General features: G+C 62.6%; 16 protein-coding genes. 8 read left to right on the top strand and 8 right to left on the bottom strand.

Translation table 11 applies throughout. The features are described 5' to 3' along the window. The first annotated feature begins 128 nt into the window (after positions 1-128). From AC0J5Z_RS03925 to AC0J5Z_RS03945, 5 genes are read left to right on the top strand one after another with little or no spacing between them, the layout of a single operon-like run. A complete protein-coding gene (locus AC0J5Z_RS03925) occupies positions 129-1,433 on the top strand; it encodes an L-fuconate dehydratase (protein ID WP_475037571.1) in 1,305 nt (434 codons plus the stop codon). Next, positions 1,430-2,722, top strand: a complete 1,293-nt coding sequence (locus AC0J5Z_RS03930) for an alpha-L-fucosidase (RefSeq protein WP_475037572.1) — start codon at positions 1,430-1,432, stop codon at positions 2,720-2,722. The genes AC0J5Z_RS03925 and AC0J5Z_RS03930 overlap by 4 nt, the downstream gene beginning before the upstream one ends. Continuing rightward, positions 2,715-3,029, top strand: coding sequence for an L-rhamnose mutarotase (locus tag AC0J5Z_RS03935; RefSeq protein WP_475037573.1), 315 nt, complete (start codon positions 2,715-2,717; stop codon positions 3,027-3,029). The genes AC0J5Z_RS03930 and AC0J5Z_RS03935 overlap by 8 nt, the downstream gene beginning before the upstream one ends. Then, complete coding sequence (locus AC0J5Z_RS03940; protein ID WP_475037575.1) at positions 3,026-3,964, top strand: aldo/keto reductase; 939 nt, start codon at positions 3,026-3,028, stop codon at positions 3,962-3,964. Before AC0J5Z_RS03935 ends, AC0J5Z_RS03940 begins: the two co-directional genes overlap by 4 nt. Next, positions 3,957-4,826, top strand: a complete 870-nt coding sequence (locus AC0J5Z_RS03945) for an amidohydrolase family protein (RefSeq protein ID WP_475037576.1) — start codon at positions 3,957-3,959, stop codon at positions 4,824-4,826. The genes AC0J5Z_RS03940 and AC0J5Z_RS03945 overlap by 8 nt, the downstream gene beginning before the upstream one ends. On the opposite strand, the gene AC0J5Z_RS03950 is transcribed toward AC0J5Z_RS03945, so the two are convergent. The 5 genes from AC0J5Z_RS03950 to AC0J5Z_RS03970 all read right to left on the bottom strand — a co-directional run bounded on the left by AC0J5Z_RS03950 (position 4,823) and on the right by AC0J5Z_RS03970 (position 10,519). Continuing rightward, entirely contained in the window at positions 4,823-5,494 is a 672-nt protein-coding gene (locus tag AC0J5Z_RS03950; protein WP_475037578.1) for a FadR/GntR family transcriptional regulator, read from the bottom strand. The genes AC0J5Z_RS03945 and AC0J5Z_RS03950 overlap by 4 nt on opposite strands. A 205-nt stretch (positions 5,495-5,699) precedes the next feature. Continuing rightward, positions 5,700-7,208, bottom strand: coding sequence for an amino acid permease (locus AC0J5Z_RS03955; protein WP_091463511.1), 1,509 nt, complete (start codon positions 7,206-7,208; stop codon positions 5,700-5,702). Between the two features lie 137 nt (positions 7,209-7,345). Further along, on the bottom strand, positions 7,346-8,761 hold the full coding sequence (gene aspA, locus AC0J5Z_RS03960; RefSeq protein ID WP_091463509.1) for an aspartate ammonia-lyase: 1,416 nt from the start codon (positions 8,759-8,761) through the stop codon (positions 7,346-7,348). Between the two features lie 13 nt (positions 8,762-8,774). Then, positions 8,775-9,803 carry an asparaginase gene (locus AC0J5Z_RS03965; RefSeq protein WP_475037579.1) on the bottom strand — a complete coding sequence of 343 codons (1,029 nt, stop codon included), beginning with the start codon at positions 9,801-9,803 and terminating at the stop codon, positions 8,775-8,777. Next, positions 9,800-10,519 (bottom strand): FadR/GntR family transcriptional regulator, encoded by a 720-nt coding sequence (locus tag AC0J5Z_RS03970; RefSeq protein ID WP_475037580.1) that lies wholly within the window; start codon positions 10,517-10,519, stop codon positions 9,800-9,802. Before AC0J5Z_RS03970 ends, AC0J5Z_RS03965 begins: the two co-directional genes overlap by 4 nt. A gap of 104 nt (positions 10,520-10,623) precedes the next feature. On the opposite strand from AC0J5Z_RS03970, the gene AC0J5Z_RS03975 reads away from it, so the two are divergent. The 3 genes from AC0J5Z_RS03975 to AC0J5Z_RS03985 all read left to right on the top strand — a co-directional run bounded on the left by AC0J5Z_RS03975 (position 10,624) and on the right by AC0J5Z_RS03985 (position 12,360). After that, positions 10,624-11,130, top strand: a complete 507-nt coding sequence (locus AC0J5Z_RS03975) for a hypothetical protein (protein WP_475037581.1) — start codon at positions 10,624-10,626, stop codon at positions 11,128-11,130. Between the two features lie 78 nt (positions 11,131-11,208). Next, positions 11,209-11,817 (top strand): hypothetical protein, encoded by a 609-nt coding sequence (locus AC0J5Z_RS03980; protein ID WP_475037582.1) that lies wholly within the window; start codon positions 11,209-11,211, stop codon positions 11,815-11,817. An 81-nt stretch (positions 11,818-11,898) separates the two neighbouring features. Next, on the top strand, positions 11,899-12,360 hold the full coding sequence (locus AC0J5Z_RS03985) for a DUF3817 domain-containing protein (protein ID WP_475037583.1): 462 nt from the start codon (positions 11,899-11,901) through the stop codon (positions 12,358-12,360). A 21-nt stretch (positions 12,361-12,381) separates the two neighbouring features. Here the strand turns inward: AC0J5Z_RS03985 and AC0J5Z_RS03990 are convergent, their stop codons facing one another. The 3 genes from AC0J5Z_RS03990 to AC0J5Z_RS04000 form a co-directional block, all read right to left on the bottom strand. After that, the gene (locus AC0J5Z_RS03990) at positions 12,382-13,332 is read right to left on the bottom strand and encodes a PKD domain-containing protein (protein ID WP_475037584.1); all 951 of its coding nucleotides are present in this window, start codon (positions 13,330-13,332) and stop codon (positions 12,382-12,384) included. 2 nt (positions 13,333-13,334) lie between these two features. Next, a complete protein-coding gene (locus AC0J5Z_RS03995; RefSeq protein ID WP_475037586.1) occupies positions 13,335-13,766 on the bottom strand; it encodes a DUF6318 family protein in 432 nt (143 codons plus the stop codon). A gap of 362 nt (positions 13,767-14,128) precedes the next feature. Beyond that, positions 14,129-14,506 carry an RNA-binding S4 domain-containing protein gene (locus tag AC0J5Z_RS04000; protein ID WP_018779945.1) on the bottom strand — a complete coding sequence of 126 codons (378 nt, stop codon included), beginning with the start codon at positions 14,504-14,506 and terminating at the stop codon, positions 14,129-14,131. Positions 14,507-14,542: the final 36 nt, after the last annotated feature.

A 14,542-nucleotide genomic window follows, 5' to 3' on the forward strand; every position in this document is an offset into this window, starting at 1 on the left:
GCGTTCGGGACTAACATCCGAGCTCTAGTGTGGTGTTGTCACCCATAATACGGAAATGTGACCCATTGACAAGGCAGACATCGGATGTTTAGGCTCGGTGAAGAATCGTGACGCACCTCAGGAGACGCATGAGCATCATCACTGCAATGGATACGTTCGATATCCGTTTCCCCACATCCTTGGAACTGGACGGTTCCGACGCTATGAATCCGGATCCGGACTATTCTGCCGCGTACCTGATCATCCGCACGGATGCCGGTGACGGGCATGAGGGCCACGGCTTCGTGTTTACCATCGGGCGGGGAAACGAGGTGGAAACGGCGGCGATTGAGGCCCTCCGCGGGCATATCGTCGGACGCAGGGTTGAGGACCTGCTCGCAGACATGGGCGCCACTTGGAAGCTGCTGGCCCACGACTCCCAGCTCCGCTGGCTCGGGCCGGAGAAGGGCGTCATGCACATGGCCATCGGCGCCGTGGTCAATGCGCTCTGGGACCTCAAGGCCAAGCGCGCTGGATTGCCCTTGTGGGAATTGCTCGCGGACATGACCCCGGAAGAGCTCGTGGCACTGGTGGACTTCCGCTACCTCACCGACGCGCTCACTCCGGACGAAGCGCTGAACATCCTTCGTGCCGCTGAACCCGGCAGGGAAGCGCGCAAAGCGGCACTTCGCGCCGAGGGTTACCCCGCGTACACCACGACGCCGGGCTGGCTGGGTTACAGCGACGAGAAACTGACCCGTCTGGCCAAGGAAGCCGTGGCTGACGGATTTGCCCAGATCAAGTTGAAGGTGGGCGCCTCCTTGGAAGACGACATCCGCCGCGTGCGCACTGCGCGCTCTGCCGTTGGCCCCGACATCAAGATCGCAGTGGATGCCAATCAGCGCTGGGACGTCCAGCAAGCCATCGACTGGATGGCCCACCTCGCTCCGTATGGCATCGCCTGGATCGAAGAGCCCACCAGTCCGGACGACATCCTGGGTCATGCGGCAATCGCCCGGGGAGTGGCACCGATCCCTGTAGCCACCGGCGAGCACGTCCAGAACCGGGTGGTGTTCAAACAGATGCTCCAGGCCGGCGCACTCCAGGTCCTGCAGATCGATGCCGCCCGGGTAGCGGGAGTGAATGAGAACATCGCCATCCTCCTGCTCGCTGCCAAGTTCGGCGTGAGGGTTTGTCCGCATGCCGGTGGTGTTGGCCTGTGCGAGGCCGTGCAGCACCTGTCCATGTTCGACTTCATAGCCGTGTCCGGGACCAAGGAGGACAGGACCATCGAGTTTGTGGACCACCTCCATGAACACTTCATCACTCCCGTCGACGTCCACGACGGCGCGTACTGGCCGCCTGCTGCGCCGGGCGCAGGAAACGAAATGCTCCGTGAAACACTGGCCGCGTACAGCTTTCCGAACGGCCCGGCATGGAAGGAATCGCGTTGATCCAGCACGCACCTTGGTTCGAAGAGGCACGCTTTGGGATGTTCGTGCACTGGGGCATCTACGCCCTGCCCGCCCGGCACGAGTGGGTGATGAACATTGAGGAAACCACTGTGGAGGAGTACTCCAAGTACTTCCAACGCTTCGACCCCGATCTCTACGATCCCCGGGAATGGGCCCGCGCCGCCCGGGACGCCGGTATGAAGTATGTGGTTCTCACTACCAAGCATCATGACGGCTTCTGCCTGTGGGATTCAGCCCTGACGGACTACAAATCCACCAACACGCCTGCCGGCCGGGACCTGATCACGCCATACGTGGAAGCACTCCGGGCCGAGGGGCTGAAGGTCGGCTTCTACCACTCGCTCATCGACTGGCACCACCCCGACTTCACCATCGACGGGGTACACCCGCAACGCAACGCGAGCGACGTCGAAAGCTTGAACGCCGGACGCGACATGGCCCGCTACCGCGAGTACCTTCATGGTCAGGTGCGTGAACTCCTGAGCAACTACGGCACCATCGACTACCTGTTCTTCGACTTCTCCTACGCAGGAACCAACATCACGGAATTCTGGGGCGGCAAAGGCCGCGACGACTGGGATTCCGAAGCGTTGCTCGCCATGGTGCGGGAGCTCCAGCCCGGGATAGTGGTCAACGACCGCCTGGGCATCCCGGGCGACGTGGCCACACCTGAGCAATACCAGCCCACCGAGCCCATGATGCTCGACGGCGAACCGGTCACCTGGGAGGCCTGCCAGACCCTCAACGGGAGTTGGGGGTACGACAGGGACAACCTCAACTACAAATCGGTGGATCTGCTCATCCGCATGCTGGTGGACGGGGTATCCAATGGCGGCAACCTGCTGCTGAACGTCGGTCCCACCGGCCGTGGCAGCATCGATCCGCGCGCCCTGGCCTCACTGGAGGGCATCGGGCAGTGGATGAAACTGCACTTCCGCTCCGTCTACGGAGCAGGTCCGGCACAGTTGCCCGCGCCACCGGATGCCCGCTACACCCAGTGCGGTGATCGCCTGTATGTCCACCTGTTCGCCTGGCCCTTCGAGTACATCCACTTGCCCGGGCTGGCAGGGAAAGTAGAGTACGCCCAGCTGCTTAACGATGCGTCCGAGGTGTTCCTCAAGGAAGTCGATCCGGACCAGCAGGCTTTCAACACCATCCCCGGAGGCCAACCGCCCGGAACCCTGACCATCAAGCTGCCTGTCCAACGACCGGACGTTGCCGTCCCGGTGCTGGAACTGTTCCTGAAGCCCGAGGCCGTGAATGGTTGAGAGCATCGCCCTGCACACAAGGCTGAAACCAGGTGCCGAGGAGGAGTACGCCGACGCGCACGCCCACATTCCCCCTGAGCTGGTGGCAACGCTCAAGGGCGCAGGCGTACGGAACTGGCGGATCTGGCGCAGTGGACTCGATCTCTTCCACGTAGTGGACGTCGACGACTACCAAGCCATGCGGCATGCGCTCGCCGACCATCCGGCCAACGTGCCGTGGCAGGCCAGGATGGCTGAACTTTTGGAGGTCCAGGACGATTACTCAGGGGAGGATGCGGGTATCCAGAAGGTATGGGAGCTGCCATGAACTCACTTGGTCTCGGCAAGCTCGGCTTCGGCGGAGCGGGCATCGGAAATCTCTACCGGGCAATCCCCGACGGGGAGGCGCTCGCAACTGTCCTGGCTGCCTGGGATGCCGGCATCCGTTACTTCGACACCGCGCCCCATTACGGCCTGGGCCTGTCCGAGCAGAGGTTGGGCGCCGTCCTCCGTGATAAGCCCCGGAACGAATTCGTCATCTCCAGCAAGGTGGGACGGCTACTGGAACCCAACGCCGGGGGTGGCCAGGACCCTGAAGGCTTTGACGTCCCAGCCACTACACGGCGTGTGTGGGACTTCTCCGAGAAGGGCATCCGTCGCAGCATCGAGGACTCCCTGGAGCGGCTGGGCTTGGACCAGCTGGACATCGCCTACCTCCACGATCCCGACGTCCACGATCTCCCCGCCGGAATCTCCCAGGGTCTTCCTGCCCTGGAGAAGCTGCGCTCCGAGGGAGTTGTCCGAGCGATTGGTGTGGGCATCAATTCGGCCGAGGCTGCATTGGAATGTGTCGAAGCCGCCGACTTGGACCTCGTAATGCTCGCCGGCCGTTACACCCTGCTTGAGCAGCCCAGCGTCCCGCTGCTTGACCGCTGTGTGGAGCGCCGCACCGGCGTCGTAAGTGTGGGCGCCTACAACTCGGGGCTCCTGGCGCGGCCCGAGGTCCCGGAAGACGCCCATTACAACTACGGTCAAGCACCGCCGGACGTGGTGGAGCGGGCGCGTGCGCTCGCGGCCGTCTGCCGAGACTTCGGCGTGGAACTTCCGACGGCGGCACTCCAGTTCCCGTTGCGGCATCCTGCCGTGGTGAACGTGACAGCCGGGGCGACTTCTCCTGAACAGGTGGCCACGAACGCGGTCCGCATGGAGTCGCCTGTGCCGGAAGAGCTGTGGAAGGCGTTGGAGGCAGCCGGGCGTGATTGATTCGCACCTGCACCTGTGGACCCTGGACACCTTCGTCACCGGCGGTGTGCGCCACTATTCGTGGCTCGGACCGCAGCACGGTGCGCTCTTCCGCAGCTTCGGCGAGGACGAGGCGCGCGAGACGTTGGATGCCGCCGGGGTCAGGGGAGCTGTTCTCGTGCAGGCCGACGACACCGTTGCTGATACCGAGAGCATGTTGGCCGTTGCCGCGCGGAATCCTTGGGTGCTCGGAGTGGTGGGCTGGATCAGGTTGGATGCGCCTTCTGAAGCTGCCGAGCAGTTGCACCGATTCACAGCCCACCCCGCTTTCAAGGGCGTACGGCATCTTGTGCACGACGATCCTCGAGATGACTTCTTGGACCTTTCCGCGGTTCGGGAGTCACTTGCGTTGGTGGCGCGGCGCGGGCTCACCTTGGACATCCCGGATGCGTTCCCGCGGCATCTGGGTCCTGCGGTTCGACTGGCCCGCGAGATGCCGGAATTGACCGTTGTGCTGGATCACTTGGGTAAGCCGCCACTGGCTGATCCTGAGCTTATGGACTCTTGGCGTGCCGACTTCCAGGCTCTCGGGCGCGAGCCCAACACCGTAGCGAAGCTCTCCGGACTTCATTTGCCGGGTGTGGAGTACACCGCGGATGCGCTGCGGCCGCTGTTCGAATCAGCGCTGGAGGCTTTCGGGCCCGAGCGTTTAATGATCGGCTGCGACTGGCCGGTGAGTACGTTGGGTGCACCCTATGGCCGGACTCTGGATGTCCTGCTGGAACTGGTGTCCACGCTGAGTCCGGCCGAGCAGGATCTGGTGCTTGAGGAGACGGTCATCCGGACGTACGGCTTGACGGTTACCCCTATAGCCGAGGGTTAGAGCGCCTGTCGCAGCCAGTTCTCCACGCCGCTGATATGCACGGTGACGAGGGCCCGCACCAGTTCGGCGTCGCCTCGTTCAAGTGCGTCAGCGATGGCGCGGTGTTCAGCCAGGGTGTGGGCCACGGCCTTTTCCTGCGTCAGGCCCCGCCAGATGCGCGCCCGCACGGTGCTGCTGGACAGGGCTTCCAGTAGGCTGCCGAGGTAGTCGTTTCCGGCGGCTCCGGTAATGATGCTGTGGAATTCCAAATCATGGGCCACGAGCTCCTCGACGTCTGTGTTCTCGTCGATGCCGTCCATGGTGGCGCGAAGGGCCAAGAGCTCGTCCGGCGTGATCTTGCTCGTTGCCAAGTGTGCAGTTGCGGGCTCCAGGATTCGTCGGACCTCAAAGAGTTCCAAGATGGATCGGTCCTGATGCAGGTCCACCACAAAGGCCACGGCTTCGTTGAGCAGCTTGGCATCGAGGCTGGTCACGTAGGTGCCATCGCCGCGGCGGACGTCCAGCACGCGGATCAGCTCGAGGGCTTTCACGGCCTCACGCAACGAACTCCTTGAAAGACCGAGCCGTTCGCTCAGTTCCTTCTCCGGCGGAAGTCGATCGCCGGCCTTAAGTTCGCCGCGGATCAGCATGTCTTTGATCTTGCCGATCGCCTCGTCTGTGACAGCCATGGACCAATAGTAGCCACGAATGATCGGATGTCTGTTTTCGGCGCGTCCTGACCCAACTGAGTCGCAGTTGAGCGCGTTTTGAGCCCTCTAAACGCGCTCAGCTGCGACTCAGTTGGGGGCGTTAACCGACGACGGCGGCACCCGGGTTCCGATTGTTACGGAACCCGGGTGCCGCCGTCGTGAGTTAGCGGTTGTTACTTGTTGCTTACTTGTCGCCGCCGGGCAGCGGGCGGTTGGCAATCACGGGCGCGCTGCCGGTGTAGCCGTCGCGGGTGGCAGCAAGCTCATGAATTTGCTTGCGGCACAGGAACCAGCCCCAGACCATGAGTCCGCAGGCAATCGCGGTGACCAGCATGGTCAACGGGGACTCGATGAACACCATGATCAGCACGGCCGCCAAGAAGATCAAGGACAACCAACCTGTGTAGGGGGCGCCAAACATCCGGAAGGACGGCCGCTTCAGCCACCCCTTGTCGGCCCAGCGTTTGAGCTGCATCTGGCACAGGACGATGGTGGCCCAGGTGACGATGATGCCCACGGAAGCGACGTTCAGGACGATCTCGAAAGCGTCTGCCGGAACAAGGTAGTTCAGCGGAACACCCAGGAGGGAAACGCCGGCGGTGATGGCGATGCCACCGTAAGGGACGCCTGCCTTGTTCATGCGCTGGGCGAACTTCGGGGCAGAGCCGGCCACCGACATGGAGCGGAGGATGCGGCCTGTGGAGTAGAGTCCGGCGTTCAGTGAAGACAGTGCTGCGGTGAGCACCACAAGGTTCATGATGACGTCCACGCCCTCCACACCGATGGAACCGAAGAACGTCACGAACGGGCTCACGCCCTTCTCGTATGAGGTGTACGGCAACAGGAGAGCCAGCAGAATCACGGAGCCAACGTAGAAGAGGGCGATGCGGATGACCACGGAGTTGATGGCCTTGGGCATGATCTTCTCCGGGTTGGCAGTTTCGCCGGCTGCCGTGCCGATGAGTTCAATCGATGCGTAAGCGAAGAGCACGCCCTGCATGAGGATGATCATTGGAAGGACGCCGTTGGGGAAGACCCCGCCGTTGTCTGCGATGAGGCTGAAGCCGACTTCCTGGCCCTCCACCGGGGTGCCGAAGATGACGAAGTAGGTGCCCACCAGGAGGAAGGCCACCAGTGCTGCCACCTTGATCAGCGCGAACCAGAACTCCATTTCACCGAAGACCTTCACGGAGACCAGGTTGAGGCAGAGCACTACAACCAGCGCAATGAGCGCCCACGCCCACTGCGGAACGGCACCTATCCAGGCGACGTATTTGCCGAAGAACTCCATGTAGAGCGCCGCTGCGGTGATGTCCACGATGGTGGTGGTGGCCCAGTTGATCCAGTAGAACCAGCCCGAAACGAAGGCTGCCTTTTCGCCGTAGAACTCACGGGCGTAGGAAACGAAGGATCCTGACGACGGGCGGTGCAGAACCAGTTCGCCGAGTGCGCGGAGGATCAGGAAAGCGAAGAAGCCACAGATTGCGTAGGCGATTACGAGGGAGGGGCCGGCTGCGTTGAGTCGGCCGCCGGCGCCCAGGAACAGTCCGGTGCCGATTGCGCCGCCGATCGCGATCATCTGGATCTGGCGGGGCTTGAGGTCCTTGTGGTAGCCGGAGTCCTCCTTGTGGAGGGCTTTCTCGCTGGCGTGCGCTTGGGCCGGGACCGTGTGGTCCGTGATGGGATTGGTCATTGGAATCCTTAGGGGTGTCCTGTTGGGGGTGTCCTGGGCGCGTCCGGTCGGGGATCCGGGCACGCAGGACAAAGCCTCGTGTGGGTGTGCCTCATGGGCGGGACGACTGGGTGGCGCGTTTTCAGGCCAGTTTCGGCCTATTTGCTGAGATTTGCCAGACGTTCGGGGCTAAGCAGTTCCTCAAGCTGGGCGGCGGTCAGGAGACCGTGCTCCAACACGAGTTCCGCTACGCCCTTGCCCGTTGCCAGCGCTTCCTGGGCGATGGCGGTGGCGGAGGCGTAACCGATATGGGGGTTCAATGCCGTGACGAGACCGATCGACTGCTCCACGGTAAGCCGTAGCCGTTCGGTGTTTGCAGTGATGCCCCGGACGCAGCGCGCCGTAAGGGTGCGGCACGCTGCTTCCAGGTGGGAGATGCTCTTGTGTAGGCTGTGCACAATGATCGGTTCGAAGGCGTTCAGCTGAAGCTGGCCGGCCTCCGCGGCCATGGTGACGGTGACATCGTTGCCGATGACTTCGTAAGCCACCTGGCTGACCACTTCCGGGATCACCGGATTGATCTTGCCGGGCATGATCGACGAACCGGACTGCACGGCCGGAAGGTTGATCTCGCCCAAACCCGCACGCGGTCCGGAGGACAGCAGGCGGAGGTCGTTACAAATCTTGGAGAGTTTCACTGCCACGCGCTTCAGCACCCCGGACAGGTGAACAAACGCGCCCACATCCTGCGTTGCCTCGATGAGGTCAGCGGCAGTGAGGAGGGGAAGTCCGGTGATTTCGGCCAGGTGGCGGCAGGCAGCTTCGGCGTAGCCGGCGGGGGCGTTCAAGCCGGTGCCAATAGCCGTGGCACCAAGATTGATTTCGTGGATCAGCATGTGGGACTCATCCAGGCGGGCCCGGTCCTCGCCGATGGTCACGGCGTAACCGCCAAACTCCTGGCCGAGGGTCATGGGAACGGCGTCCTGCAGCTGCGTGCGTCCCATCTTCACCACGGTCCGGAACTCCCGGCCCTTCTCAGCAAAGGCCAGCTCGAGTTCTTCGAGGGCTTCCAGTAGTTCCTTCACGGAGAAGATCGTGGCGAGGTTCACCGCCGTCGGGTAGACGTCGTTGGTGGACTGGCTCAGGTTCACGTGGTCATTCGGGTGCAGCTTGGAGTAGTCGCCCTTGGGGTGGCCCAGGATCTCCAGCGCACGGTTGGCAATGACCTCGTTGGCGTTCATGTTGGAACTGGTGCCGGCGCCGCCCTGGATCACGTCCACCATGAACTGCTCGTGGAGCATGCCGTCCATGATGTCCTGGCAAGCCTGCACAATGGCATCCGCCTTTTCGGCATCCAGCAGGCCAAGCTCGTGGTTGGTGCGGGCCGCAGCCTGCTTCACAGCGGCCAGACCCCTGACGAGGTGCTTGTTGGTGGAGAGCGGCTGCCCGGTGATGGGGAAGTTCTCCATGGCGCGGAGGGTGTGGACGCCCCAGTAGGCATCCGCGGGTACATCGCGGTCGCCCAAAAGGTCGTGTTCGGAACGGAGGGGGATCGCCTGATCGACGGTGGTCATAGCTGTCCTTGGTTTAGTTGCTGAAAATTTGGGCTGCGCGGAGCTCTCCGACCGGAAGGCCGCCGCCCAGCACGGGTGGGCTCTGAAGCGTGTCCAAGCTGCCGCCGTCGACACCCAACCGGCGGAGAACCTCAACGGTGACGGGCATGCGGGCGCGATCACCGCCGTCGGAAATCTTCACCGCCACGCCGGTGCCGTTCGGGAGGCCGACAAGCTGGAGTCCCTCAAAGCCGTCCTTCGCGAGGAGTCCCGGGACCGCCCGCATGAGCGCGGTGACGTCGCGGCCTTCGCCGGCCACCATCTGCGGGTAGCGGCGCATGGCGTGGGCAACCTTGCCCTCGTCGGTGCTTTCTTCGGCAGCGGCGATGCGGCCATAAGCGCGCGCCATACCGTGAAGCGAGTGGGCGAACAGCGGGGTGCCGCAGCCGTCGGTGCTGACTGCTGCAGCTTCCTCACCGGTCAGTTCCGTGATGGTGTCGCGGACCAGGACCTGCAGCGGGTGCTCAGGATGCAAGTACCCCTCCACAGGCCAGCCGTTGATGACGCAAACTGCGGTCATGGAAGCGTGCTTGCCGGAGCAGTTCTGAGCAATTTGGGTGGGGCCGTTGCCTTGGCGGAGCCACTCTTCACGTTCAGCGACGCCGTAAGGGAGGTCCGTGCTGTTACCCAGGGCCGCTTCGGTGAGGCCATGCAGCTTCAGGATCTCGGCGGCGCCGTCGCGGTGCATCTGCGCGCCGGAGTGGCTGGCAGAGGTCAGTGCGAGGAGATCTTGGGGGATATCCAGCCCGGCTTTGAGCAGCGCAACAGCCTGCAGCGGCTTCAGGCTTGAGCGCGGGTACATGGGGGCGTCCGGCTCGCCCGCTTCTACGGCCGTGCTGCCATTTTTGTGGAGGGCGATCAGCGAGCCGTAATGGATGCTTTCGACCAGGCCGTCGCGGGTTACCTCTACGAGCGGGACGTGGTGGGGCGTTTTGATGTGCTGCGCCGTTGCCTGGTGGGCCGGTGCTTCGGGGGCGGGCATGGTGTCCTTTGGGTGTGTCATTTGTTGAGGATCGTGTCCAGTGCCACGCTAACGGCCTGCAGGTGAGCGGCCATTGCTTTGCTTGCGGCTTCCGGGTCGCCGGCTTCGATTGCGTTGAGCACGGCGACGTGTTCCTCGTCCGAGCGGTGTTGCCGGTCTGCGACGAGGTTCAGGGTTTCGGACTGGTGGGCCAGGGCTTCACGGATATCGGAGACGACGCTGGCGAACACCCGGTTTCCGCTGGCGCGGGCCACGGCCGAGTGGAAGCTGGCGTCCAGGTTCACCCAGGCTTCGGGATCGTTCTCGGTGAGCATTTCCTGGACGATGTCCTTGAGGTGCTCCAGCTCTTCCTCTGTCCTTCTTTGGGCAGCGAGGCCAGCCGCCGGGATCTCGATGTGCGGGCGGGCCTCGTTAAGATCGCGCGCACTGTACTGACCCAAGGTAAGGTCGTTAGCAACCTTGTTGGCCACGATGAATGTGCCCTTGCCGGTCTTGGTCACCGTGAGTCCCAAGGTGTTGCAGGACCTCAGCGCTTCCCGGATCACTGAGCGGCTCACGCCGTACTGGCCTGCCAGCGTTGCCTCGGAGCTCAGCTTGGTGCCGATATCGAACTGGCCACCCTCGATGGCGCGCCGGAGTGCCGCAAAGACCGCCTCGGCTGCGGAGATGCGTGAGATGGGCGTATGCCCACTCTGGGGTCCTTGCTGTCCGGCTGTCCGGCTGTCTGACAGGTTCACATTTTGAATATGGCACGGGTCACAAGTGCGTGTCAACGCTGAAAGGTTTGCTTCAGGTTTTGGCGTGTTACGGCCTAGCCCTGCACGATCCCGCACAATGGACCATGCTCTTCACCAAAAAGTCCCTCACCGAAGACGGATTCACCGGATTCCGACCGCTCGATGAACTCGATCCCATGAGGATTCCCCAAGGACCCGGCATCTTCGCGATCCTCCACCCCGCGGATTTCGAGCCCGCATTCCTCACCAAGAGCACTGCCGGCACGTTCAAGAAGAAGGACCCCTCGCTCAAGCGCGAAGCTTTGGAGCCCGAATGGATTCCGGATGCTTCCGTGGTGTACATCGGCAAGGCCGGGGCTGGTAGCCAAGGCAACCGAGGACTCCGTAAGCAGATCCAGGAATTCATGGACTACGGCCGCGGCCGGCCAACCGTCGTTTGGGACGCCCGGCTCATCTGGCAGCTGCGCGACGCTTTGGATTTGATTATCGCTTGGAAAGAGCTCCCCGCTTCCGACGTAAATGCAGCCGAGGCTGCCTACCACGCAGATTTCGTTGCCGCTTTCGGGAGGCTTCCGTTTGCGAACCTGGTGCAGGCCCGCACCAGGAAGTAGGGGGCCATGTACGACGCCGGTACTCGGCTTCCGTCGTCAGCCTGCCGTTCGCCTGGATTCCGGCGCATAATGTCATCCATGACGGCCCTCGTCCCCGCTGGAAACACATCGCATGGACCTCGGATCACGGTGGAGGTGCCGGTCCTCCGCGTCGGGGCAGGGACATCGGACTACGAAGGATTGAACCGGTTCGTCGATTCCCTCCGCAAACCGCAGGGACTCCACATGACCCTTCTGCATGTCGGCATTTTGGACGACCTCGGCAGGGACATCGTTGCATGGACCAAAGGGTTGTCGCCGCCAGAGAAGGTGCTTCCTGAGACCGCCAGTTGGTTGACGGAGCTGCCGGTCTTGCAAGGCTTTTTGGGGAAGTCGGACAAACTTATCCCACTGGGCGGTGGGCGCCTCATGGGACTCGAAGTGGACGTGCCTCAGGAGGTTCACGACTACCAGGCCCTATTGGTTCAGGGGCTTCACGTTCTTTTCGACGAGCTTGGCCTCGACAACATCGACGACTTCATACTGAGTTCGCCGGCTTTGGGCTACAGGTCGCCGCGGTGGGTGCCTCACATTGCAATCGGCAAGGCCCGCACCAGGCATGAGCCAGCCGTGGAGATTGCTCCCGTGGCCATTGAGTTCGGCGACTCGCGGATTCGGAACCGGGAGGCACTCCCTTCTCCGGGATGACGTGTTCTGCAATGGCGACGCCGTGGAAGTTCTACAGCCGGTAAAATAGGTGTGACTCCCGTTTTCTACCTGAGGACTTCCATGCAGCCCCGCACCTTGTTCCGTACCGTTGCTTTTGCCGAGGCCGTGACGTGGACGCTGTTGTTGATCGGGCTGTTCCTTAAGTACGTCACGCGCACCACAGACGTTGGTGTGAGCATCGCCGGAGGCATCCACGGGTTCGTGTTCCTTTGCTACGCCGCGACGGCCGCGTTCACGTGGATCAACCAGAAGTGGTCTACCCGAACGGGCCTGCTTGCTATCGCTACAGCAGTAATCCCCTATGCCACTATCCCCATGGAGAAGTCGCTGGACCGTCGCGGCCTCCTCGCCGGTGACTGGCGCTTGGCTGCCGGGGGAGAGAAGCCTCAAGGGGGCTTCGAGAAAGCCCAGGCTTGGGTCCTGCGGAATCCGATTCTTGCCGTAGTTGTCACCCTGGTTGCGGTGGGCGCAGTGTTTAGCTTCCTGCTGTTCATGGGCCCTCCAGGCACCTGGTTCTCCTAACCCCCACTTCGACCTCGCGGATTATCTACTCTCGGCACCGGGGCAGCCCCAGGAGTTGGGGTTTTCCTGGCAGGTGTCGGCGACGAGTGCTTTTTCTGTTTTCCAGACTTGGATGGTTTTGGCGGGCGAGGTGATGTCCAGGGTTCCGTTGATGGGTAGGGGTGGTCCGTTGTTGACGGAGTAGGTGCCGGTGAAGCTTGTTGTGAGGCTTGCTTGGTAGTTGCCGGTGTCTGTGTAGATGTGGCTGGTGCGCGTCTCGTTGCTGAGCCATTCGGGTTCGGGGATGGAGTAACCGGCGGCGGATGTGGGGCCGAGGGTTGTGCCGTCTCCGAAGGTGTAGGTGTAGTTGGCGGGTGTGGCTGTCAGGTGGACGGCTTGTCCGAGGATGGTGACGTCGAAGGCTTGTTCGCCGGCGGTGGCGTAGAAGTTGGTTGGTCCGCCTTTGAGGGTGTGGGGGAATGGCTGGGCTTCGAGGTTTCCCGGGTTCACGGGGAGTTGGCGGAAGTCGTTCAGGATCCGCGCGGCGATGTTAGCGAGGACGTTCTCCGGTTCGGGATCGTAAAGGCAGGTGGGTCCGCTGACCGGGATCCAGTCTGTCCAACCGGGGTTGGTGATCGCCTTTGGTGCCTCCTTCCAGATCACGGGGGTGCCTTGTTCGCCTGCCGGTGTGGTGGCAGGGCATTCGAGGGCGTCGCAGCCCGGGTCTTTGGTGTCGGGTCCGTCGGCACGGCAGTGGGTGTCGGCCATGTACTGATTGGGATCAACTGCGGCCGGACCTGAAGGACCTTCCAGCCTCGACGTAAGCACACCCGTAACCGGATCTATGGTGAAACGGGCGCCAATAGCAATCCCGGTATCGCGCTTTCCCACGCTAACCCGGGGCTCGTCGTCCGCAATTGACGGGGCCGTGCCGAGAGGAGCGAGCGCTGATAGGGCGAGGAAAACGATGAGGCTAAGTCGACGCGCTCGCACCGCTAACCCACGATCAATCCGTTGTCGATGACCTTCCACAGGCCGCTCCGGTAGGTGACCTTGACGGCTTCGGCAGTGTTAAAGGCGGGAGTCGTTTCCTGCCCGGAGCTCCCATCAGCATCAAAGTACTGTATTTGCTCTTGGAGGACCTGCACCTTGGCGGACTGTGGGTCCAGTCCGTCTTTCCAGAGTACTTCGATGACTGGAGTGGTGATTCGTCCGCCGACCACCCAGCGCCCTTTGATGTAGTTGAGCTCGATGGCCTTCTTGTATGCGGTACCAGAGACCGTCGTTGTATCTGTCGCAAGGCTCCATGGCCCAAGGTCACCTGTCTCAGTGGCATACGAGTAAGTCGCATACCAATACCCAATAAACGCTTCCAGCCCTGCCTTCGAGTTCTCCTTCGCCAGCTCGGGCATCACAGGAACGGGCACGTTCTGCGCCTTCCCCGTTGCATCAGCGGGCTTGTACACAGCGGAGGCAACCGGAGTAGCCGAAGCAGAGGGAACCAAAACGCTTGAGGTGGGCGACGCCGTCGTCGAACTCGTCTCCGAAGGTGGGCCGCTGGGTGTGGAGCCGCCCTGACAACCACTCAGAAGCAGCGCAGCGGTCAGAGCCAAAACGGCCGTTCGGGCGTGAACGGAAGAAAAAGAAGCAAACGAAAGGCGTGGCATGACAGGCTCCCCAGCAGCTGTTTGGCGGTGTGCCGGTCAGTCTAGGCCGAGGAAGAAGAACCATTCATGTCAGAAAAGGCGGCCTGTGGATAAGTGTTAGTTGCGGCCCGTCGTAAATCCACCTACCCCCGCAGCTTCTCCATATCCCGGCGGTCCTTCTTGGTGGGGCGGCCGGCGCCGCGGTCGCGCTGGGGGAGGCCGAGTTTGGGGGCGACGGGGCGCGGGGGAGTGTGGTCGGTGAAGCAATGGGAGGCGGCTTCGGCCCCTACACGCTTCGCGATGAGTCGCCGGACTTCGAGTATTCGTTCCCAGCCGGATTCGCGGACCCGTATGGTGTCGCCGATGATCACGCTTTGCGACGCCTTGACCGGGTTTCCGTTGATCCGGATGTGCCCGGCACGGCAGGCGGCGGTGGCGGCCGAGCGGGTCTTGTAGGCACGGATCGCCCACAACCAAGCGTCGACGCGGACGTTCGCTGGGGAGGATGACGGGATACTCATGATTGAAACGAGTCTAACCGGGAGGCCTTGGGCTTG

The sequence above is a fragment of the Paenarthrobacter sp. TRD_SC_7 genome (assembly GCF_056156245.1).

Excerpts from the sequence above, each read along its gene's own strand:
- AC0J5Z_RS03985 (WP_475037583.1), top strand. The coding sequence starts at position 11,899 with ATGCAGCCCCGCACCTTGTTCCGTACCGTTGCTTTTGCCGAGGCCGTG.
- AC0J5Z_RS03955 (WP_091463511.1), bottom strand. The coding sequence starts at position 7,208 with ATGACCAATCCCATCACGGACCACACGGTCCCGGCCCAAGCGCACGCC.
- AC0J5Z_RS03975 (WP_475037581.1), top strand. The coding sequence starts at position 10,624 with ATGCTCTTCACCAAAAAGTCCCTCACCGAAGACGGATTCACCGGATTC.
- AC0J5Z_RS03935 (WP_475037573.1), top strand. The coding sequence starts at position 2,715 with ATGGTTGAGAGCATCGCCCTGCACACAAGGCTGAAACCAGGTGCCGAG.
- AC0J5Z_RS04000 (WP_018779945.1), bottom strand. The coding sequence starts at position 14,506 with ATGAGTATCCCGTCATCCTCCCCAGCGAACGTCCGCGTCGACGCTTGG.
- AC0J5Z_RS03965 (WP_475037579.1), bottom strand. The coding sequence starts at position 9,803 with ATGACACACCCAAAGGACACCATGCCCGCCCCCGAAGCACCGGCCCAC.
- AC0J5Z_RS03940 (WP_475037575.1), top strand. The coding sequence starts at position 3,026 with ATGAACTCACTTGGTCTCGGCAAGCTCGGCTTCGGCGGAGCGGGCATC.
- AC0J5Z_RS03980 (WP_475037582.1), top strand. The coding sequence starts at position 11,209 with ATGACGGCCCTCGTCCCCGCTGGAAACACATCGCATGGACCTCGGATC.
- AC0J5Z_RS03925 (WP_475037571.1), top strand. The coding sequence starts at position 129 with ATGAGCATCATCACTGCAATGGATACGTTCGATATCCGTTTCCCCACA.
- aspA (WP_091463509.1), bottom strand. The coding sequence starts at position 8,761 with ATGACCACCGTCGATCAGGCGATCCCCCTCCGTTCCGAACACGACCTT.
- AC0J5Z_RS03950 (WP_475037578.1), bottom strand. The coding sequence starts at position 5,494 with ATGGCTGTCACAGACGAGGCGATCGGCAAGATCAAAGACATGCTGATC.